This is a genomic window from Janthinobacterium svalbardense (assembly GCF_002327145.1).
GTDB lineage: Bacteria > Pseudomonadota > Gammaproteobacteria > Burkholderiales > Burkholderiaceae_D > Janthinobacterium > Janthinobacterium tructae.
On the sequence record NZ_CP023422.1, the window covers coordinates 1,483,220 to 1,506,065 of the forward strand.

Genomic DNA, 22,846 nt, shown 5'->3' on the forward strand with positions numbered 1-22,846 from the left:
TAATTTCGGGTTAATGGATATTAATTAGTATATTTTATTTTTTATTTAATATATTGCAATTTTGAAACTTTTGATATTCTTTTGCAATCCTCGCATATAGAGAGCATAGGTAGTTTGATGACATTTTTTCTCCTGCATGCCAGTGGGCGGTGATGTGGTGGAAACTGGAAATGGATAGCGCCTTTCGCATGCGGCTATCGCTCGTTCACGGCCGTGATCGCCGATATACAGGCGGGGAATAATTTGATTATTTTTTGGTATGAATAAAATGTGGCCCGCGCTCATGATGTTTATTGAGAAACAACGTGCGACGGGAATCTGCGGACTTTTATTGCGTGTTAACGAGGATAATGAGCGTTGCCAGAAATGCAGTGGCTTGGCGTGCTTGATTCGTTTTGTCTGGGCGCCTGGTACTGCGTTCATGGCTCGCTGGCGCGCCAAGGGAGGCATGTTGGACCTGGCTCAGAGGCGAGAGATTCTTCCGTTCGCTGTGGTAAGTTTGCGACAGCAGCGAACGGGAGGGCAGGTTACGGCAGACCTGTCAGCGCGCATCCTGGAAGATGGCTTGCCATAAACGCCGCACATTGTCGGCATGCACGCGCACTCTTTCCGGTTCCACCCGTGCCAGGTCGTGGCCCTGCAGGCGCAACTGGTGCTGCAGCTTGCGCAGCGCGCGGTAGGCGTCGGCCACCAGGGCGGCCAGCTGCGCGTCGATCAGTTTTAACTCTCCGCAGAGGCGCAGCAGGGCGATATTGCCCGAGTTGGCCGTCAGCTGCGGATACTGCGCCGCATGCTGCAGCACCAGGTATTGCACCATGAACTCGATGTCGATCATGCCGCCCGGATCTTGTTTCAAATCAAAGCTGCCAGGGCGCGGCGGGTGGGCGTCCAGCATTTTCTTGCGCATGGCCACCACTTCGCCCTTGAGCGGGCCGTTTTCCGGGCGCTCCTTGCGCAAGATCGTGTCGCGGATGCGTTCGAAGTGCTTGCCGATGGCGACGTCGCCGGCGCAGAAGCGCGCGCGCGTGAGCGCCTGGTGCTCCCACACCCAGGCCGCGCTGCCCTGGTAGCGCTCGAATGCCTGCACGCTGGAAACCAGCATGCCCGAGGCGCCATCGGGGCGCAGGGCGATATCGATGTCGAACAGGATGCCAGCCGAGGTGTGCGAGGTCATCCAGGTGATGAAGCGCTGCGCCAGCTTGGCGTACAGGCCGGGCGCTTCCTGGTCGTCGTCGTCGAACAGGAAGATGACGTCGAGGTCCGAGACATAGCCCAGTTCCTTGCCGCCCAGCTTGCCATATGCGATGACGGCGAATTTCGGCACTTCGCGGTGGCGCGCAGGTAACGTTTGCCACACGGCTTGGACGGTGGCGGCGACGATGATGTCGGCCAGCTGCGACAGGTAATCGGCCAGCTTTTCCACGCTGAGGTCGCCCGCCAGGTCTTGCGCCAGGCACTGGAACAGCTGCGCATGGTGCGTTTCGCGCAGGATATCCATCTGCCGCTCCGTGTCGCCGGGCGCGTCGTCGAGCTGGCGCTGCAGGTCCAGCGCCAGCGCGTTTGGATCGGGCACCGTGTTGCGGATGCGTTCATCGAGCAGTTCGTCGAGCAGGATAGGATGTTGCGTGAGGAAGGTGGCGGCCCAGCCGCTGGCGCACACCATGCGCACGACGCGCTCGAGCGTATGTGGATATTCCGTCAGCAGCGACAGATAGGCCGAGCGGCGCGCGATGGCTTCCAAAAAGTCCAGCAGGCGGCCCAGGGTGGCCAGCTGGCTGGCGTTGCCATTGGAAACGGAGCAATCGGTGATCAGGGGCAGGGCGGAATTGACGAGAGCCACCAGGCGCGTGCGGCTCGCCTCGGGCAAGGATTGCAGCCGCGGCGCCTGCCACGTGGCCAGCAAACGGCGCGCGCAGGCGGCCGGCTCGTGGAAACCCAGGGCGGCGAAGCGCGCCTCGATGGCTTCCTGCTGGTCCGAGGCGGCGCAGTCGTTCGACGTCTGCGGGTCGATGCCCGTGTCGGCCGGCGGCGTACCGCTGCTCTTGTCGCTGAACATCTCATCGAACTGTCCTGCGACAAACACGCGGTGCGCTTCGAGCTGGGCCAGCAGGGTAGGCGTGTCGGGCAAACCCATCATCTGCGCCACGGTGAGACGGTCGGCGTCATTCGCGGGCAGGGTGTGGGTTTGCGCATCGTCCAGGTATTGCAGCCGGTGTTCGAGGTTGCGCAGGAAAGTGTAGGAACCGAGTAATTGCTCCACGATGGCCGGTTCCAGCAAGCCCTTGTCCGCCACTGTGCGCAGGGTGGCGCGTGTGGAACGCTCGCGCAGTTCGGCATCGCGCCCGCCGCGTATCAATTGAAACACTTGCGCGAGGAATTCGATTTCGCGGATGCCGCCCCGGCCCAGCTTGACGTTGTTGCTGCGGTCGGGATGCAGCCGCTCCTGGCGGTTGACCTCGGCGCGGATCTGGCCATGCATGGTGCGGATGGCATCGATGACGCCGAAATCGAGGTAGCGGCGGAAGACAAACGGGCGCACGATGGCGTCGAGCGACGCAATGTCTTCCGGCTTGCCCGTCACGGCGCGCGCCTTGACCCAGGCATAGCGCTCCCATTCGCGCCCTTGCACGATCAGGTATTGTTCCACCATGCCCAGGCTGGCGGCCAGCGGACCCGAGTTGCCGTTCGGACGCAAGGCCATGTCCACACGGAAAGTAAAACCGTCTTGCGTGATCTCGGCCAGGGAGGCGATCAGTTTCTTGCCCATGCGAATGAAAAACTCGTGATTCGACAGGCTGCGCTGGCCCGGCGCGGTGACTTGCGTGTCGCCATCTTCCGGGTAAACAAAGATCAGGTCGATATCCGACGAGACATTCAGCTCACCGCCGCCCTGCTTGCCCATCGCCAGTACCATCAAGGCCTGTTCCTCGCCCGATTCTTCGCCGACGGGCATGCCGTGCAAGGCCACCATCTCGGCCATGATGGCGTCCACATGCGTGCGGATGGCGAAATCGGCAAAGCCCGTCATGGCCGTGACGACTTCGTTCAAGTCTGCCTGGCCGTCCAGGTCGCGCTCGATCAGGCCGCAGACCAGCAGGTTGCGCAGGCGGCGCATGGCCCGCTCGGCCGGCAGCGGCGGCGTGGCGGCGTTCGCTTGGTCGGCCAGCGCGGCGGCAAAGTCGAGTTTGTCCAGCGGCGCGCGCACCAGTTGCGTTATCTGCGCGGCGCGCTCGGGGGCGGCGCTCAGCCAGCGCTGGTAGAAACGGGAGGCGGAGATCAAAGGCTGTGTGCTCATGGTGTCGGTAAGGCTCTCGTGAATGCTGCTTGCATGGTTCTTGTTTAACTTGGCTGTGAACGGCGGGGGATGCGGTAAAATTGTGCCGCTGGCGCGAATGCCGCCGGCAGTGCATGCTCTTCCGGACGATGGTAAGGGAGGCTTTGCTCAGAAGCAAGCGCAAGGATGCAGGCGCGCACCACGAATGCAGACGATTTTTGCCATTATTTGACGCCGGGCCAGTTTATTAGCTTATTGATGCAAAAACCGCCAGAAGCAAGCGTGACAGAACATGTGCCATTGGCCCTGCGCTGGCAGCGGCTGCGTGCCGCCTATCGCATGGCCAATCTGGCCACCCATCATGTGTTGGGTTTTACCATCAAACTGGTGCTGCTGGCGTATTTCGCCTTCGCCGTGCTGTTTTTATTCCTGCGCTACGCCATCTTGCCGAATATCGATTACTACAAGGGCGATATCGAGCGGGCGGCCAGCCGCGCGCTGGGCAACCCTGTCAGCATCGCGCGTATTTACGCCTCCTGGCATGGCGTGCGGCCGAATCTCTTCCTCGGCGACGTGAGCCTGCGCGACCAGGCGGGTCGCCAGGTGCTGAGCCTGCCGAGCGTCTCGGCCACCGTGTCGTGGTGGAGCGTACTCGGTTCCGTGCGCTTCGAGGCACTGGAAATCACGCGGCCCGACCTGGACGTACGGCGCAGCAAGGATGGCAAGCTGTATGTGGCAGGCGTACTGGTCGACAGCACGCAAGGCAGCGATGGCAAGGGTGCCGACTGGCTGCTGTCGCAGCATGAGATCATCATTCGCGACGGCAAGGTGCGCTGGACCGACGAAGCGCGCGGCACGCCGGAGCTGGCTTTAAGCCAGGTCAACTTGCTGCTGCGCAACCGCTGGCGCAGCCACCGGCTGGGCTTGCAGGCCACGCCGCCCGCCAGCTTGGCCGCCCCTGTCGATGTGCGCGCTCACTTCACGCATCCGCCCTTCAGCACGCGCATCTCCGATGTGTCGATGTGGAAGGGCGAGCTGTACGCCGACCTGAAAAACGCCGACCTGGCCGCCTGGCGCCGCTATCTCGATTACCCGTTCGAGCTGAGCCAGGGCAAGGGCGCCCTGCGCGCCTGGCTGAGCCTGGATCACGCGCGCCTGGCCGGCTTCACGGCCGATGTGGGCTTGACGGATGTGCAGGCGCAACTGGGCGAGCATATCGCGCCGCTCGACTTGCTGTCGGTCAGCGGACGCATTTCGGCAAAGGAAGAGCTGTCGGCGCAGGTGCCGGACGGCAAGCCAACCTTTGGCGCGAATGGACACCAGGTGGAGTTGACGAATTTCGCAGTGGAAACCCGCGATGGCCTCAGCTTGCCGCCCACGACCTTGTCCGAGCGCTACATTGCTGCAAGCAAACGCAAGCCGGCGCGTACGGAAATCACGGCCAGGTCGCTCGATTTGCACACCCTGGCCGCGCTGGCCGACAAGCTGCCGCTAGGCGAGCAGCAGCGCCAGCGCCTCGATGCCCTGGCACCGCGCGGGCGTTTGCAGGATTTTTCAGCGCAATGGGAAGGCGATATGGCCACGCCCGCCAGCTACCGTTTGCGCGGCAAGCTCATCGATCTTGGCCTGAATGCGCAGCCGGCGCGCCTGGCTGTGGCGAAGACGGCGACCAGTCCTGCACAGGCGGCTGCGCCGGCCATTCCCGGCTTCGACCACTTGAGCGGCAGCATCGACGCCAATGACAAGGGCGGCAGCATTGCCATCGACGCGCAGGACCTGGTGTTGCAGTTCCCCACCTACCTGAGCGAGCCGGCCTTGCCGTTCGAACAATTCGCCATGCAGGCGCGCTGGACCTTTGAAGCGGGCAATATGCTGCAAGTCGGGCTGGACAAGCTGGACTTCGATCAGCAAGGCTTGCGCGTCGCCTTGCAGGGCACGCACCGCATGCCGCTCGACGGCAAGAATCTGGGCCAGGTCGACTTGACGGGCACGATCGACAATTTCCAGATCAACACCATCGGCCGCTATCTGCCGCTGCAAACGCCCGAGCATCTGCGACACTGGCTGACGGGCGCGCTGGAAGGCGGCGTGGCGCGCGATGTCAGCCTGCGCCTGCGCGGCGAACTCGAACATTTCCCCTTCAAGGCCGACACGCTCGCCCAGCGCAATCGCGGCGACTTCCGCGTGGCCGGCAAGCTTGAGAACGGCATCCTCAATTATGCGCCGGGCGAATTGGCGGAAAACGGCCCGCTGGCGGGCAAGGCGCCGTTGTGGCCGCAGGCGGAAAAAATCAAGGGCAGCTTTATTTTCGAGCGGGCACGCATGGAAATTCGCGGCGACACGGCCACCACGGGCGGCGTGGCTTTGACGAATGTCAAAGCCGTGATCCCCGACCTGACCGTGTTCGACACCTTGCTCGATATCGAGGGCAATGCGGCCGGCCCGATGCAGGAATTCCTCAAGTACGTGACGGCCAGTCCCGTACTGGGCTGGATCGAGCATTTCACGGACGAAACGACGGCGACGGGCAACGCCAGGCTGGCCCTCAAATTGCACTTGCCGATCGAGCGCATGCTCGAGACGACCGTGCAGGGCAGCTTGCAGCTGGCGGGCAACGACGTGGTGCTGTTCCACGACATGCCGCCCGTGCTGGGCACGCAGGGCAAGATCGAATTCAACGAGAAGGGCGTCAACCTGAATGGCTTGAACGGCAGCTTGCTGGGCGGGCCGCTGGCCATCTCGGGCGGCACGCAGGCGGACAATTCCATCCAGGTGAAAATTGCCGGCAACATGACCATCGATGGCTTGCGCAAGACGTATCCGGCGCCCGTGTTGCAGCGCCTGGCGAAGCATTTGAATGGCGGTGCCCGTTACAGCGGCTTGATCACGGCGCGCGACCACCAGGTGGTGGTCAATGTCGAGTCGCCGCTGACGGGCCTGGGCCTGGATTTTCCCGCGCCCCTGAAAAAGCCTGCCGGCGACAGCCTGCCCGTAAAATTCACCCTGACGGGCAATGCTGCGAACGGCGCCGGCCTGCGCACGGACGATATCCGCATCGCGCTGGGGTCTGGCATCGCAGCCCGCTACCAGCGCCAGAAGCAGGGCAAGGATGTCTGGCGCCTGCTGCGCGGCGGCATCGGCGTGAACGTGCCGGCGCCGGAACCGGACAGCGGCATGATGCTCAACGTGAATATGAAAACCCTGGACGTGGACAGCTGGATCGACGTCGGCGGCGAAATCGCCGGCAACGCCACGGCACCGGCCGAGGCGGGTGGCAACGCCGATGACGCACCCGATATCGCGCAATATGTGGTGCCGGACATGATGGCGGCGCGCGCCGGCGAACTGATGCTGGGCGAGCGCAAGCTGGAAAACGTGGTGGTGGGCGCCACGCATCAAAAGGACGTGTGGCAAGCCAATATTGACGCGAAACAAGTGTCGGGCTATGTGACGTGGCTGGAAACGCCGTCCGGCCTGGGCAAGATGACGGCGCGCCTGTCGTCGCTGATCATTCCGGAATCGGCCGCCAACGATGTGAAGAGTTTACTGGAAGGCAAGAGCGGCGCCCAGTCGATTCCGTCGCTCGATATCATCGCCGAGCAATTTGAACTGTTCAACAAGAAGATCGGCCGGCTGGAGTTGCAGGCCTATAACACCATGGCGGCGGGCGGGCGCGAGTGGCGCGTGGGCAAGCTGCAGTTGTCGAATCCCGATGGTGCGCTGAGCGGCAATGGCAAATGGGTCATCAAGGATGGGCAAAGCACGACCAGCCTGCGTTTCGGCCTCGATATCGTCGATGCGGGCAAGTTGCTCGACCGCTTCGGCTTTGCCGATACGGTGCGTCGCGGCAAGGGGCGCCTGAGTGGCGACATCGCCTGGAACGGCTTGCCGTATTCGCTCGACATTCCCACCCTGTCGGGGCAGATCGAAATGAATGTGGAATCGGGCCAGTTCCTCAAGCAGGATCCGGGCGCGGCCAAGCTGTTGGGCGTGCTCAGCCTGCAAGCCTTGCCCCGTTTGCTGAAACTCGATTTCCACGATGTGTTTTCCGAAGGGCTGGCCTTCGACGGCATCACGGCCAACGCCAGCATCAAGCGGGGCGTGGTGAGCACCGACAACCTCAAGATGCACGGCGTGGCGGCCACGGTGCTGATGGATGGCAAGGCCGACATCGCCAATGAAACGACGAATTTGCACGTGGTGGTGATCCCGGAATTTAACCTGGGCACGGGGCCGCTCGTGTATGCGCTGGCCGTCAACCCCGTCATCGGCCTGGGTAGTTTTCTGGCGCAATTGTTCCTGCGTGCCCCCGTGATGAAGGCGCTCACCTATCACATGCAGATCGCCGGCCCGTGGAAGTCGCCCGTCGTGACCAAGCTCGATGGTGGTAAATTGGAGCCTGTCGCCGTGCCTGCTGCCGCAGCCGTGGAGGCGGTGGCGAAATAGGCGAGGCGTTCGAATGGAGAAGAGGTGGCAATGATGCATACAGTCGCAGCAGTACAAATGATTTCCTCGCCTTGCGTGGAAGAGAACCTGGCCACGGCGCGGCGCCTGGTTGCACAGGCCGCCGCCGCTGGCGCGCAGCTGGTGGTGTTGCCCGAATACTGGGCCATCATGGGCCAGCAGGAAACGGACAAGCTGGCCCATGCGGAACAGCCCGGCAGCGGACCCATCCAGGATGGCATGGCGCAGATGGCGCGCCAGCACGGCATCTGGCTGATCGGCGGCACCTTGCCCTTGATTTCCGGCGAGGAGGGCAAGGTCTTGAATACCACGCTGGTGTACGACCCGCAAGGCGAGCCGGCCGGCCGCTACGACAAGATCCACCTGTTCGGTTTTACGCGCGGCACCGAGTCGTACAATGAATCGCGCACCATCGTGCCCGGCGCGCAAGTGCGCGCGATCGAGACGCCGTTCGGCCGCGTCGGCCTGTCCATCTGCTATGACTTGCGCTTTCCCGAGCTGTACCGCGCCATGGGCGATTGCGCGCTGATCGTCGTGCCGGCCGCATTTACCTATACGACGGGCAGCGCCCACTGGGAAGTGCTGTTGCGCGCGCGCGCCATCGAAAACCAGTGCTATGTGCTGGCCTCGGCGCAGGGCGGCTTGCATCCGAACGGCCGGCGCACCTGGGGCCACAGCATGCTGATCGACCCGTGGGGCGAAGTGAGAGCCGTGTTGCCCGAAGGCGAGGGTGTGGTCAGCGCCGAGATCGACCTGGTGTTTTTGGCGGGCGTGCGCGAATCCTTGCCCGCGCTAACCCATCGGACGATGTAAATTGAATGTTGAGAAAAGATAGCCATGATTCCATTTGAACCCAATCTGTCTAGCCTGGCTGTGGCGCGCGACATCCTGCTCACGCCGTTCGGCCTGGACGAAGACAAGCTGCTCAAAGCCCTGGGCACGATGTTTACGCACAAGGTCGACTATGCGGACCTGTATTTCCAGTCGACCAGGAGCGAAGGCTGGAGCCTGGAAGAGGGCATCGTCAAGACGGGCAGTTTTTCCATCGACCAGGGCGTGGGTGTGCGCGCCGTGTCCGGCGACAAGACGGCCTTTGCGTATTCCGACGACATTTCCGAGCGGGCCTTGCTGGAAGCGGCAGCGGCCACGCGCACCATCGCGCGCGCGGGTGCCGGCAGAGTCAAGATCGCGGGCCAGATGCAGCCGCAGGGCGGGCGCTCCTTGTACCTGCCCAATGATCCGCTCGCCTCGCTGGACGCCACGGCCAAGGTGCAATTGCTTGAGCGCGTGGAAAAGATGGCGCGGGCGAAAGATCCCCGAGTCGTGCAAGTGATGGCGGGCCTGGCGGGCGAGTACGACGTGGTGCTGGTGCTGCGCAGCGATGGCGTGCTGGCGGCCGACATCCGCCCGCTGGTGCGCGTCTCGCTGACCGTGATCGCGGAGCAGAATGGCCGCCGCGAAACGGGTTCGGCCGGTGGTGGCGGGCGTTACAGCTATGACTATTTCAGTGATGCCGTGCTGGAACAATACGCGGCCGACGCCGTCAACTCGGCCCTGGTGAACCTGGAAGCGCGCCCCGCGCCCGCCGGCCCCATGACCATCGTGCTGGGACCGGGCTGGCCCGGCATCCTGCTGCACGAGGCGATCGGCCATGGCCTGGAAGGCGATTTCAACCGCAAGGGTTCGTCCGCGTTTTCCGGATGCATCGGCGAGCGCGTGGCGGCCAAGGGCGTCACGGTGGTCGATGACGGCACCCTGGCTGGCCGGCGTGGCTCCCTGAATATCGACGACGAGGGCAACCCGACGCAGTGCACCACCCTGATCGAGGATGGTATCCTGAAGGGTTACATCCAGGACACGATGAATGCGCGCCTGATGAAGATGCCCGTGACGGGCAATGCGCGCCGCGAATCGTTCGCCCACCTGCCCATGCCGCGCATGACGAATACATATATGCTGGGCGGCGACCGGGACCCCGGTGACATCCTCGCTTCCGTGAAAAATGGCTTGTATGCCGTCAACTTTGGCGGCGGCCAGGTCGATATTACCAACGGCAAGTTTGTCTTCTCGGCCAGCGAAGCGTACATGATCGAAAACGGCAAGCTCAGCTATCCGGTCAAAGGGGCGACCCTGATCGGCAATGGCCCGGACGTGCTCAACCGCGTCTCCATGATCGGCAACGACATGCGCCTCGATTCGGGCGTGGGTGTGTGCGGCAAGGAGGGGCAGAGCGTGCCTGTGGGCGTGGGGCAGCCGACTTTGCGCCTGGACGGCATCACCGTCGGCGGCACGGCCTGACCTTCAACCCAACGTCGAATGCTGGGGGCGGACCTGCATGGTCCGACCCCGGTATTTGCTGTTGGGGTAAGCGTGTTTTACATCAGAATTTGTACTTTACCCCCGCACTGATAAAGCGTCCCGCCGCGCCCGCGTAGTCGAGCGGGTTGTAGCCCGTGGCGCCATACGTGAGCGGATCGAGCGGGGCGATCTTGTCGAACAGGTTTTGCACCGTTGCAAACACTTCCAGCTTGGGCGTGGCCAGCCAGCGGGCCGTCAGGTCCACCGTCGTGAACGAGGCGATGCGGCAGCCGCGCGGCGCGTCCGTGCCGTCGGCAAAGTGCGTGGCGCAGCCGTCCGGATCGTTCTTGAAGCTGATATTGTCGAGCGGCGCGCGGTAGTTGACATTGGCCGAAACGCGCCAGTTCTGACGCTCCCAGGTGGCGCTCAGGTTGACCCTGTCATCGGGCGTGCCCATGCAGTTGGAGACATCGCAATTGCCGTGCGTGCCGGCGAAATCGCGCTGCGTGCCATCCTGTTCCGTGCGCAGCCATTTGTACAAATGCGTCCACTTCAGGTCGAACACCAGGTTGCCATGGTCGCCGCCCAGGTTGAAGCGCTGGCGCGCGTCGATATCGATGCCGCGCACCGTGGTTTGCGCGGAATTGACATAGCTGGCCAGCACGGCCGTGATGGCACCCGGATCGCCGGGCTTGTCGCTGGCCGTGGACGGGTCGCGCGCCACATGGCCCTGCGCAATCGCCGTGTCCGTCTGTTCCTGGTTGATCTCATTCTTGCGGCGGATTTGCCACAGATCGACCGAGAGGCTGGTGCGCGGCAGCGGGTCCCACACGGCGCCCACGGAATAGCTGCGCGAACGCTCGGGCGACAGTTTGGGATTGGGCGAGGTGATGACGGCGATCGATGCCGGGTCGCAGGCCAGGGTGACGCCCAGCGCGCAGCGCAGCGGGTCGCTGGCGGTGGAAAACGCGGCCAGGCCGCCGACGCCGTTTTCCGCCGCGCTGGGCGCGCGGAAGCCCTTGGCGAAGGTGCCGCGCAGGGCCAGTTCGCGCAGCGGCGTCCATTTTACGCCCACTTTCGGCGTGTAGGAATTGCCCACATCGGTGAAGTGGTCGGCACGCAGGGCGCCCGACAGCTCCACGCTTTTCAGCACGGGCGCCAGCACTTCGGCATACAGGGCCGAGGCGTTGCGGCTGCCCTTGTAGGCGGAATAGCCGAGACCGATGATATTGCCCCGTTCCGTGCCTGTGGTCGGGTTGAGTTCCGTCGCTTCGTGGCGGAATTCGGCGCCCACGGCCACGCCCAGGCCGCCACCATCGAGCTTGGCTACCTCGCGGCTCGCCTTGAAGTCGATCTGCGCGATATGCGTTTTGGCGTCGTTCGAGATGCGCGGCGACAGGGCCGCGTACAGTGCGGGCGAATTGAGCCCCGCGTTTTCCCCGATGCGCCATACGCTGCCAGCGGGCAGGGCCGCATAGGCCGGGTTCAGGCTGGCCGCGGCCACATTGGCGGCAGTGGGGTTGAGCAGGGCGAAGGCCACATCGCGCAGCAGGAAGCCGCTTCGCTCGTTCGCGACCTTGTTTTGCGAGTACAGCAGGGCGCTGTCGATATCCCAGCCCGCCACGCTGCCCTTGATGCCGGCGACGAAGCGCGCAAAGGTGGAATCGACTTCCGAGGTGCGCGGGCCGACGTCGGCGGCCAGGTAACGCAGCCGCGCCTCGCGGCCGAAGTAGGGGTTGTCAGGATGGCCGGCACCCAGCGCCACAGCCGCATTGCTGACCGGGCCGCCTGGATAGCCGACTGAGCCGCTGATGGTCGACGGCGTGGTGACGGAACGCGATTCGCTGTGATACAGATTCAATTCCATATAGGTTTGCAGTGCCGGCGTCAGTTGCCAGGCGCCGCGGCCAAAAAAATTGATGTTCTTTTGCCTGGGCTGGATCTGGCCGTATTGCTGCGCCGCATCGATGAGGCAGCCGCCGCCCGGATCGCCTTGCGGGTGCGTGGTGAAATTGCCGCAGGCGGCGCCGGGGAAGGTGCGCGTAAAGCCCGCGCCGGCCAAGTTGCCGCGGTTATAGTAATCGAAGGTGTCGGGATTGCGCACATTGCCGTTGACGGCGCTGCCGGCCGCATTGTTGTCGGTGATGGCGCCGGCGCCACTGAGCGATTCCTGCGCGCTGAAGCCCAGGTCGCGCAAGTCGCTGCGGCCGACGGCGCCCCGTCCGGCCCGGTCGCGGTTCGAGATCGCCCCTTTTTCGCTGTATTCCAGGTTCAGCAGCACATTGTAGCGGTCGTTGTCGATATCGCCGAAGCCGTGCGTGATGGACGCACGCGCCTCGCGCCCGTCCCAGTTCTTGGTCTTGCCGTAATTGCCCTTCACGGCCGTGCCCTGGTAATCGCGCCGCAGGATCACGTTGACGACGCCGGCGATGGCATCCGAGCCGTAGATGGCCGAGGCGCCATCCTTGAGGATTTCCACCCGTTCCACCGCTTCCAGAGGGATGATGTTCAGGTCGGCAAATACCTTTTGGCCGTCGTCGGCCAGGCCGTAGGGCGCCACGCGGCGCCCGTTCAGCAAGACCAGGGTCGACGCCGTGCCCAGGCCGCGCAGCGAGATGCCCGACGCGCCGGCGGCAAAGCCGCCGCTGAAGCTGGTAGGGACGGAACCCTGATTGTCGACGGCCAGGGTTTGCAGCAGTTCGGCCACGCTGGCCTTGCCCGATTTTTCAATGTCGGCAGCGCTCAGGGTTTGCACGGCCGAGGCTGTTTCAGCCTGGGCGCGGCGGATGTTCGAGCCGGTGATTTCCACGCGCTGCAGGGGCGCGGGTGCAACATTGTCCTGTGCCAGGACGGGTAGACTCAGCAGTGCGCTGGCCAGTGCCAGGCCCAGGCGTGGTGGCGAAAAGGCAGCGGGCTGAAGCAAGGGGGTAGGGCTCATTGTGTTCTCCGGAAAGGTCAGGCAATCAAAGGTCGTCGATGCGTCCTTGAGTCTTGTCCGTCCGGTCTGCCCGCGATTAGATCTTGATCAGTAGTGTGTCGCTTGCCGTCGCCGCAATGGGCGTCGTGTGGTGTGCGCGCCACGACGGGCTCAGCACTGGACTGGACCGACCATGCCGGTCTAACGGCGCGCAACTTTTTATGCTTTTTTACGCGCTTTGCCGTCTAAAACGGCAGCGGCATGCGGCTTTGCCGACAAATATACTTGCCAATCCTTGCAATTTAGGTTTATAGTCGTTCATCACTTATGGATGACTCGCATGTTCGCTCGCCACTTTTTTACCGCTTATTTTTACTTTAGCAATTCCAACCCAAAGGCGGTGGAGTAGCGGTCGGTTCACGTAGCAGCAAAAAACGAGATCCCAGCAAATTCTAAAAAACCGCCACTGATGGCGGTTTTTTTTTACCCAGATGTTTTACCCTTCCTTAAATTTTGGAGAAAATGATGCCCCGCACCGATGATTTGCGAATTCGCGAAATGAAGGAATTGACCCCGCCGTCCCACCTGATCCGCGAATTCGCCTGCTCGGAGCAAGCCGAACAGACCGCTGCCAGCGCCCGTATCGCCCTGCACCGCATCCTGCACGGCCAGGATGACCGCCTGATGGTGGTCATCGGGCCTTGCTCCATCCACGATACCAAGGCGGCGATGGAATATGCGCGCCTGCTGGTCAAGGAGCGTGCGCGTTTCTCTGGCGAACTGGAAATCGTCATGCGCGTCTACTTCGAAAAACCGCGCACCACGGTGGGCTGGAAGGGCCTGATCAACGACCCGTACATGGACAACAGCTTCCGCATCAACGACGGCTTGCGCATGGCGCGCGAACTGTTGCGCAATATCAATGAGCTGGGCTTGCCGGCTGGCACGGAGTTCCTCGACGTCATCAGCCCGCAATACATCGCCGACCTGATCAGTTGGGGCGCCATCGGCGCGCGTACCACGGAGTCGCAGGTGCACCGCGAGCTGGCCTCGGGACTGTCCTGTCCGGTCGGCTTCAAGAATGGCACGGACGGCAATGTGAAAATCGCCGTGGAAGCCATCAAGGCCGCCTCGCAGCCGCACCATTTTCTCTCCGTCACGAAGGGCGGCCATTCGGCCATCGTCTCGACCAACGGCAACGAGGATTGCCACATCATCTTGCGCGGCGGTAAAACCCCGAACTATGACGCGGCCAGCGTGGACGAGGCCTGCAAGGCGATCGCCGCGCAAGGCCTGGCGGCGCGCCTGATGATCGACGCCTCGCATGCGAACAGCTCGAAAAAACCGGAAAACCAGATCCCCGTGTGTGCCGACATCGCCAGCCAGGTGGCGGGCGGCGACAGCCGCATCGTCGGCGTGATGGTGGAATCGCACTTGGTGGCAGGGCGCCAGGATTTGATCCCGGGCAAGGAATTGATCTATGGCCAATCCGTCACGGATGGCTGCATCGACTGGAGCGCCAGCGTGGCCGTGCTGGAAAACCTGGCGGCGGCCGTGAAGCAGCGCCGCCTGCAGGGCGACGCGCAATAAGGTGGCGCGCAGCATGAAAAAAAGCCCGGAAAGCTAAAGCTTTCCGGGCTTTTTTACTTAATTCAAGACGCCTGACAAAAGCGTAGCGAGCGGCAGCGAGTTGCGGCCGAGACGCGGAACTGTGCTTGAGCCAGTGAGCATCGCAGGCCGCAACTCGCGACGCGCAGTAGCTTGTGTCAGGTGTACTTAGAACTTGTACGTGGCGCGCACGTAGAAGGTGCGGCCCAGCGGATCAGCGTAACGCGGATCGTAGCCGGACTGGAAGGTGCCGATCTGGTTACTGAACGGTGGATCTTCGTTCAGCAGATTTTTTACGCCCACGGTGACTTCGGTATTCTTGAAGCCGGAGTACGCGCCCGACAGCGACCATACCGAGTAAGCCTTGACGCTTTGCTCGAATTGCGGATCGACATAGTTCTGGTCGCGGTAGCCGCTCATGTACTTGTTCGACAGCGTGGCATTCCACTTGTCCATATTCCATTGCAGGGAGGCATTGTGTCTCCAGCGGAATACCGGTGCATTGTCGCCATACACGCCCACGTTTTGCACGAATTCACCGCCGCGTTCGTTCTGGTACTCATACTTCTGTACCCAGGTGCCGTCAAAGGCGAACGTGAAGTTGCCATACTGGCTACGTGGCAATTTCCAGTTCAGGCCCAAGTCGATGCCCGAGGTGTGCATTTCGCCTAGGTTGCCCAGGGTGGCCAGCACGTAATCGAGCTTGCCATCAGCGGTATAGATGAAGTTGTTCTGATACTTGGCGTAGTTGTCGAACAGGGTCTGTTCGGCCACGGTACCGATCTTGTCGCGCAGCTTGATCTGGAAGTAATCGAGCGAGACGGTCAGCGACTTGGTAGGTTCGATGACGATACCGGCGCTGAAGGTTTTCGATTTTTCCGGGCCGACCTCCGGATTGCCACCCGAGCGGATGTACTGCTGCGCGCCGCAGGCGACATTGCTGTTGGCGCCAGGAATCGGTACGCCGCCTGGGCACAGGCGTGGATCGTCGTACTTGTTGGCCGTGAAGGTCTTGGTTTGCGGACCATGCAGGTCATACAGTGTTGGCGCGCGGAAGCCTGTGTTGTAGGAGCTGCGCAGCAGCACCTGGCTCGTTGGCTGCCAGCGCACGCCGACCTTCGGATTGAAGCTGCCGCCGACGTCGTTATAGTGGTCATAACGGGCTGCCAGCGACAGTTCCAGGTCTTTCACGACAGGAATGCTCAGTTCCGAGAAGATGGCGGCGATATTGCGGCTGCCCGACTGGTTCTGTGCTTCGGCGTAGCCGGAGCTCGACGCCTGGCCGGCCAGATCCCGATTCACGTTGTACTCGGCCTTGTCGTTGCGGAATTCCGTACCGACGGCGAAACCGACGGCGCCAGCCGGCAGGTTGAACAGCTCGCGGCTGACCTTGGCATCGACCGCGGTGCTGGTCATCTTCGCGCTCAGGTATTCGCCTTTCAGGACGGAGTCCTTCAGGTACGCATCGCCAGCGCTACTCTGCGCGCCGAACGGGTTCAGTATGCCATTGCCGATGCCGTCGATGATGCGCTGGTCATTCAGGTAGCCGCCCGTGAAGGCGCTGGTGGCCTTGCTGACGGAGTAGCTGAGGCCGACGTTGTAGTCCCACGCACCCAGGACGCCTTCGGAAGCCAGTACCAGGCGGTCCGAGGTGCTGGTGTCGAAGCCGCTGCGCTGGCCCGACGCCACCGGACGCCAGCTGATGTCCAGCGGCTCGCCCGACAGGCCCGCCACGGCTGGTACACCGCCGCTGCCGCCTGGATAGTAAGGGGAGCTCGACGACATGAGGATGCCGATGTTCGACATCGGCGGCGGCGAGATGCGCGCCTCGTTGGTGCTGCGCGAGTGCAGGTATTCGATGGTGGCCAGGTGATCCTGGTTCAGCTTGAAGCTGGCCTTGCCGAGGAAGGATTCCTGCTGGGTTTTCGGGATGGCCTGGATGAATGGTGTGACATCCATGGCACAGGTGCTCTTGCCCGAAGTATTCTTGTACAGGTTCTCACCCACGCAACCGCCGGCGAAGGCCGGGTTGCCGATCAGGCCATTGCCGGTATCGTAGAAGTTGGCAGGGAAGGTGGTGCCGCTCAGGTTATCCACGCCCTTGCTTGGGATGTAGCCGCTCTTCGAGAAGGAACGGTCGGCCGTGCTCAGCGCCGACTGGCGATGTACGTCAACCACGCCGAAGACGTTGAAGCCATCTTTGTTCAGATCGCCGTAGCCGCCGGACAGGTTCAGGCGTGACTCGTCGCCGCCACCCGCTTTTTGTGGCTCGTAATGTTCGACCGTGACGGAGCCGCCCTTGACGGAACGCTTGGTGATGAAGTTAATCACGCCGCCGATGGCATCGGTACCGTAGATGGCGGAGGCGCCGTCGCGCAGCACTTCAACGCGTTCCAGGGCCGAAATCGGAATGATGTTCAGGTCGACGGACGAACCGTTGAATGGGTGGCTGGCGATACGGCGGCCGTTCAGCAGGACCAGGGTCTTGTCGCCGCCGATGCCGCGCAGGTCGGCGACGGACTGGCCGCCCGTACCGGAGCCTACGGATTGCGAGCTGCTTTGCGAGCTCTGATTCATGGAAATGGTGGACAGGACTTCCTGTGCCGTCGTCAAGCCTTGCTTGGCGAAATCATCGGCCTTGATCGAGGTGATCGGCAGCGCTGTCTCCGATGCCAGGCGCTTGATGCTCGACCCCGTGACTTCCACGCGTCGCATGGTGCCATCTGTTGTTTCTTGTGCATACGCGGCGTGCATGCTCAGGGCCATGCCGCCTGCAAACATCAGGCGCAGCGACCGCGATATTACATTTTCTATCATCATCTGAAATTCCTTGTTATTGTGATAAAGGCGGCAATTATTTTGAAATAACTTGTTGCTTGCCAACAATTTATTTGCCTTTTTGAAAATCCACCAATGAAAATTCTGTAAATTTTCTGGGCCCTCATCAAAACATTCATGATTCAGATTGTCAATTTCGTGCAGACTTTTTGGATGAAATGCAACATTTTCCTGTTTTTTTTATAATCCTTCAGTAATAAAGTATCGTGAACCCTTGTCAGGCGTGCTCAGATGGGTAAAATAAAACGGCGCACATCATCGCTGATGGCGCCGCTTTTCTGTTGCTGGCACGCTGTTGCCAGCGCTGCCTGTTTTATCTATCGACCTGAAAATTCCCCTTAAAACGTATAGCTGCCGCGCAGATAGTAGGCACGCCCGATCGGATCCGTGTAGCGCGGGTCATAACCTTTCTGGAACAGCGTGCCCTGGTTCGAGAACGGTGGTTCCTTGTCGAACAGGTTTTTCACGCCGGCCGTCAGCAGCAAGCCTTTCCACACGTAGCTGCCCGACACGTTCAGCAGGCTGTAGGAGGGCACATCGTGCCGGTACTGCGGATCGACCTGGTTCTGGTCCGTGTAGCCGGACTTGAATGATTGCGACACGGTGGCGCCCCAGTTTCCCAAGCGCCAGTTGAGGGCCGCCGTATGTTTCCAGCGGAACACAGGATTGTTGTCCGCATAGCGTCCGACGTTGGCAATGAATTCGCCACCGCGCTCATTCTGGTAGTCATACTTGTGGGTCCAGGTGCCGTCGACCGACACGCTGAAATCGCCGTAGGCGCCGCGCCCCAGGCGGGCATTCAGGCTGACGTCGATGCCGTCGGTTTTCACTTCGCCGAGGTTGTCGTTCAAGTCCAGGATGGCGAAAGGCGAACCGTCGGGATTGCGCAGGAACAAGGCCTTGTATTTTTCGTAGTTACCGTAGATCGATTGTTCGGGCAAGGACGAAATCTTGTCCTTCAGATGGATGTTCCAGTAATCGATGGCGACGGTGACTTCCTTGACCGGTTCGAGCACCAGGCCGAAGGCGAAGGTGGTGGATTTTTCCGGTTTCAGCTTTTCATTCCCGCCTTGCAGCTTGAATTGCTGCAAGTCGCAATCGCGCAGGGGATTGGCGCCCGGCTGCGGCACGCCGCCCGGGCAGAGGATGGGGTCGTCGTAGGAATCATTGGTATCGTTCTTCGACGGCGGCGCGTTCTTTTCAAACAAGGTCGGTGCGCGGAAACCCGTGCTGGCCGAACCGCGCAGCACCAGCGCGCTGCTGGCCTGGTAGCGCAGGGCCAGCTTGGGATTGGTGGTGCTGCCCACGTCGCTGTAATGGTCGAAGCGGGCCGCCAGCTGGACTTCCAGATCCTTAATCAATGGCAAGTTGACTTCGCCGAAGACGGCCTGGATCGTGCGCGAGCCGCTTTTCGACAGCGAACCGGACAGGCCGGAACTGGTGGCCTGGCTAGCGATCTCGCGGTTGACATTGAAGTCGGCTTTTTCGCGCCGCAGTTCGCCGCCCAAGGCGATGGCCAGCGGGCCGCCGGCCAGTTGCATCAGTTCGCGGCTACCCTTGATGTCGAAACCCGTGGTGGTGACCTTGGCGCTCTGCACTTCGCCGCGCAGGGCCGTGCTGTCGAGGTAAGCCTTGCCGGCCGCATCCTGCACGCCAAACGGGTTCAGTATGCCGTTCAGCACGCCAGCGGCAAAACCCGCATCCTGCACATAGCCGCCCGTAAATTTCTCGGACGACTTGCTGATCGCATGGCTCAGGCCCGTCTTGTAGTCCCAGCCAGCCAGCTCGCCTTCGAGCGCCAGCACCAGGCGGTCCGCCTTGCCGGTGGAATCGATCTGCCGCTGGCCCGCTTCCACGGGGCGCCAGTTGACGCTCAGCGGCTGTCCCGACAGCCCCGGCTGGGCCGGCACGCCGCCCGCATTGCCCGGGTAGTATTTGCTGCTGATGGGCAGGATCAAGCCCGTTTGTGGTGGCGGCGCCGTGCGCGCCTTCACCTTGTTTTCCGAATGCAAGTATTCGAGCGTGGCCAGGTGGCCGCCGCCCAGCTTGAAGGCGCCCTTGCCGAAGAATGCCACCTGCTCCTGTGCCGGCAGATCGTCGATCTGCCGCGTGTAGTCCTGGCGACAGGTGCCGTTGGCAGCCGCCACGGACAGGGGCGGGTTGCAGCCCGTGGCCGCATACGGATTGCCGGCCAGGCCCTTGCCGCCGTTGGCCGCGGCATCGAAGTAGTTGCCGGGGAAAGTGGTGCCGCTGGTGAGCGACAGGCCGCGTTCGGGAATGATGCCCGTTGCCGAGAAGGCGCGGTCTTGCGAGGTCAGCACATTTTGCTTGTGGTAATCGACCACGCCGAAAATATTGTAGCCGTCCGTATCGAGCTTGCCGAAGCCCGTCGACAGGTTGATGCGGTGTTCGCCGCCGCCCTTGTGTTCGGGCGCGACGACCTCGGCGGTGATGTTGGTGACGTTGATGGAGCGCTTGGTGATGAAGTTGATGACGCCGCCGATGGCGTCCGTGCCGTAGATGGCCGAGGCACCGTCGCGCAGCACTTCGACGCGCTCCAGGGCGGCGATGGGAATGATGTTCAGGTCGACGCTGGCGCCGTCATACGGATGGTTGGCGATGCGCCGGCCATTGAGCAGCACCAGGGTCTTGTCGCCGCCCAGGCCGCGCAAGTCGGCGCTGGCCTGGCCGCCTGTGGGCAAGCCGCTGGTATTGCCGCCGACGGCATTGCCGCTGCCCATGCTGGAGGAATTCGAGGGTATCTTGCTGAGCACTTCCTGGGCCGTGGTCAGGCCCTGCTTGGCAAAGTCTTCGGCCTTGAAGATGGAGAGAGGGGTGGCTGTTTCCGAAACCAGCCGCTTGATGGAAGAACCTGTGACTTCTACGCGCTGCATGCCGGTTGTTTCACCGGTTTCCTGGGCCAGTGCCGGCTGGCTGAGGATGCCGGCGGCGAGGCCGCCGGCGCAGATCAAACGGATGGAGCGGGACAGGCATATTTCTCTAATCATGTTCAAGACTCCTGATAAAGCGGTTGGCTAAAAGGGCAAGAACGGCCGCGCCGGTAAGCACGTCCGAGAATATTGAAAATGCGAAATGATTTATCTCTTTTCAATTGATCGAATGTAATGATTAACAAAACTCTTTGTCAACAGGGTGTTGTACTTTGTGTTTTTAAACAACGGCTTCCATTCAGTGATGTTGATTTGAAACAAAGTGTCCTCGTTTAGTGATGTATTCCCCGCCGAAACTGTTTTTTGCTGCGTAGCGTGCGCCCCGGCACGCAATGCTGTACTGCAGCGTAGATGTCCGGCCGGTCTTTTCCTTGCCGATGAAAATCGGGTGTGGTGCAATGCAGCAAAATCGGATGGGTAGCGGGCCGGGAGTGGCGGCCCCTGCATTTCTCTTTGTCGGCGAGGGCGAAACTGCGTTATCGTTACGCGTTTTTCAGGCAGTCGAGACGGCTGCGAACAAGGCACAGATCTTGCGAGGATGGACTGGTTTTGGCGGTGGAATCCTGTATCCCAGGGGGAAGCCAGTACAAGCGCACCAATACGGTGCGACAGATAATCGAGATGAAGGGTATTACATGAAGTCACCATGGATGCGGCGCGTGGCGCTGCTCGCCTGCCTGGCCACCCTGCCGCTGGCGGCCGTTGCCGCTGCCGCGGATGCCACCCCTGCCCCTGCGGCCGCGCCGGTCAAAACCTTGCGCTATATCTTGCCGGCCGCCGAGACGGGCTTCGATCCGGCCACCGCGCGCGACCTGTATTCGAACCACATCACGCAGGCCGTCTTCGACACCCTGTACACGTATGACTACCTGGCGCGCCCCGTCAAGGTGGTGCCGGCCGCCGCCGCCGCCATGCCGGAAGTATCAAGCGACGGCAAGACCTACACCATCCGCCTGAAAAAAGGCATTCTGTTTACGCCCGACGCCGCGTTCGGCGGCAAGCGCCGCGAACTGACGATGGCCGATTACGTGTATTCGTGGAAGCGCTTGTTCGACCCGCGCCTGGCGTCGCCGCACAGCTGGCTGTTTGAAGGCAAGGTGGTGGGCCTGGACGACCTGGCCAAGGAAGCGGCCAAGACGAACAAACTTGATTTCAACAAGAAGGTGGCCGGCCTGGAAATCCTCGACCCGTACACCTTGCGCATCACGCTGACCAAGACCGATTTCAACTTCCCCATGATCCTTGCCTACGTGCCGACGGCCGCCGTGGCGCGCGAAGTGGTGGACAAGTATGGCGACGTGAAGGGCGAAGTGGGCTCGAATCCCGTCGGCACCGGCTACTACACGCTCGGTGAGTGGACGCGCGGCAATCGCATCGTCTTGAACCGCAACCCGCAGCACTTGCCCGAGACGTGGAATTTCATGGCCGGCGACGACCCGGATGATCAGCGCATCGTGCGCCAGATGCAGGGCAAGCGCATTCCCGCCATCGACCGCATCGAAATTTCCGTGATGATCGAAGACCAGTCGCGCTGGCTGTCGTTCCAGAGCGGCGGCACGGACGTGTTCTGGCTCGACGGCCCGCTGGCGCCGAAAGCGCTGCTCAACGGCAAGCTGCGTCCCGAGCTGGCGGAGAAGGGCGTGCAACTGTCGCGCCTGCTGGACCCGGAAATTAGCTATTACTACTGGAATATGCAAGACCCGACTCTCGGTGGCTTCAGCAAGGAAAAGATCGCCCTGCGCCGCGCCATTGCCATGGCGCACAATATCGATGAAGAAATCCGCATCATCTGGAATGGCCAGGCCAAGCGCCTCGACTATCCGATACCGCCGGGTGTGGTCGGCTACGATCCGCACTACAAATCCCTGCTGCAATACGATCCCGTGCTGGCGAATAAATTGCTGGATAAATTCGGCTACAAGAAGGGCGCCGATGGCTGGCGTACTTTGCCAGATGGCAAGCCGCTGCTGATCCGCTACGCTTCGCGCAACGAAGCCAATGGCGTGCTGCAGGCGGAAATGTGGCGCAAGACGTATAACTCGCTGGGCATCCGCATGGAAAACGACCGCATGATCTTTTCCGACATTTTGAAGACGGAAAAGCAGTGCAAGATGCAGACGCGCACGGCGCCATGGCTGGCCGATTATCCGGACGGCGACAACTTCATGCAGCTGTTCTATGGCCCGAACACGCACCAGAACAACAACGGCTGCTACCAGGATCCCGAGTACGATAAATGGTACGCGGCCAGCCAGGCCATGCCGGCCAGCCCCGAGCGCGATGAGCTGTTCCACAAGATGGCGCGCCGCCTGGAAGTCAATGCGGGCGCCCTGATCGGCTATGCGCGCTACCGCAACATGCTGGCGCAAAAGACGGTGCAAGGCTACAAGAAGCACCCGATCCTGTTCCAGGAGTGGGCCTTCATGGACATCGACAGCAATGGCGCACCAGCTCCGGCGCCAGCCGCTAAATAAGCGCGGCTTATAAAAACAAGGA

10 protein-coding genes are annotated in these 22,846 nt (G+C 61.9%); 5 read left to right on the forward strand and 5 right to left on the reverse strand.

Annotated features, from left to right (window positions below):
* Positions 1-45: 45 nt before the first annotated feature.
* Together CNX70_RS28000 and glnE are read right to left on the reverse strand one after the other, a co-directional pair.
* Entirely contained in the window at positions 46-423 is a 378-nt protein-coding gene (locus CNX70_RS28000; RefSeq protein ID WP_157750916.1) for a hypothetical protein, read from the reverse strand.
* Positions 424-541: 118 nt separating this feature from the next.
* Positions 542-3,295 (reverse strand): bifunctional [glutamate--ammonia ligase]-adenylyl-L-tyrosine phosphorylase/[glutamate--ammonia-ligase] adenylyltransferase, encoded by a 2,754-nt coding sequence (glnE, locus tag CNX70_RS06575; protein ID WP_096234042.1) that lies wholly within the window; start codon positions 3,293-3,295, stop codon positions 542-544.
* 261 nt (positions 3,296-3,556) lie between these two features.
* Between glnE and CNX70_RS06580 the strand changes: the two genes are divergently transcribed.
* The 3 genes from CNX70_RS06580 to tldD are packed head-to-tail and all read left to right on the forward strand — an operon-like array spanning position 3,557 to position 10,036.
* The gene (locus tag CNX70_RS06580; RefSeq protein WP_341865560.1) at positions 3,557-7,720 is read left to right on the forward strand and encodes a YhdP family protein; all 4,164 of its coding nucleotides are present in this window, start codon (positions 3,557-3,559) and stop codon (positions 7,718-7,720) included.
* Between the two features lie 30 nt (positions 7,721-7,750).
* Positions 7,751-8,551 carry a carbon-nitrogen hydrolase family protein gene (locus tag CNX70_RS06585; RefSeq protein WP_096234043.1) on the forward strand — a complete coding sequence of 267 codons (801 nt, stop codon included), beginning with the start codon at positions 7,751-7,753 and terminating at the stop codon, positions 8,549-8,551.
* A gap of 24 nt (positions 8,552-8,575) precedes the next feature.
* Entirely contained in the window at positions 8,576-10,036 is a 1,461-nt protein-coding gene (tldD, locus tag CNX70_RS06590; RefSeq protein ID WP_096234044.1) for a metalloprotease TldD, read from the forward strand.
* A gap of 82 nt (positions 10,037-10,118) precedes the next feature.
* Here the strand turns inward: tldD and CNX70_RS06595 are convergent, their stop codons facing one another.
* The gene (locus tag CNX70_RS06595; protein WP_096234045.1) at positions 10,119-12,974 is read right to left on the reverse strand and encodes a TonB-dependent receptor; all 2,856 of its coding nucleotides are present in this window, start codon (positions 12,972-12,974) and stop codon (positions 10,119-10,121) included.
* Positions 12,975-13,478: 504 nt separating this feature from the next.
* Here CNX70_RS06595 and aroG point away from each other — a divergent pair.
* Entirely contained in the window at positions 13,479-14,543 is a 1,065-nt protein-coding gene (gene aroG, locus CNX70_RS06600) for a 3-deoxy-7-phosphoheptulonate synthase AroG (protein ID WP_096238307.1), read from the forward strand.
* Positions 14,544-14,729: 186 nt separating this feature from the next.
* Here the strand turns inward: aroG and CNX70_RS06605 are convergent, their stop codons facing one another.
* On the reverse strand, positions 14,730-17,381 hold the full coding sequence (locus tag CNX70_RS06605) for a TonB-dependent receptor (RefSeq protein ID WP_167389621.1): 2,652 nt from the start codon (positions 17,379-17,381) through the stop codon (positions 14,730-14,732).
* Positions 17,382-17,737: 356 nt separating this feature from the next.
* Positions 17,738-20,407 carry a TonB-dependent receptor gene (locus tag CNX70_RS06610; RefSeq protein WP_096234046.1) on the reverse strand — a complete coding sequence of 890 codons (2,670 nt, stop codon included), beginning with the start codon at positions 20,405-20,407 and terminating at the stop codon, positions 17,738-17,740.
* Positions 20,408-20,985: 578 nt separating this feature from the next.
* Between CNX70_RS06610 and CNX70_RS06615 the strand changes: the two genes are divergently transcribed.
* A complete protein-coding gene (locus tag CNX70_RS06615; RefSeq protein WP_244199054.1) occupies positions 20,986-22,824 on the forward strand; it encodes an ABC transporter substrate-binding protein in 1,839 nt (612 codons plus the stop codon).
* The last annotated feature ends 22 nt before the right edge of the window (positions 22,825-22,846 follow it).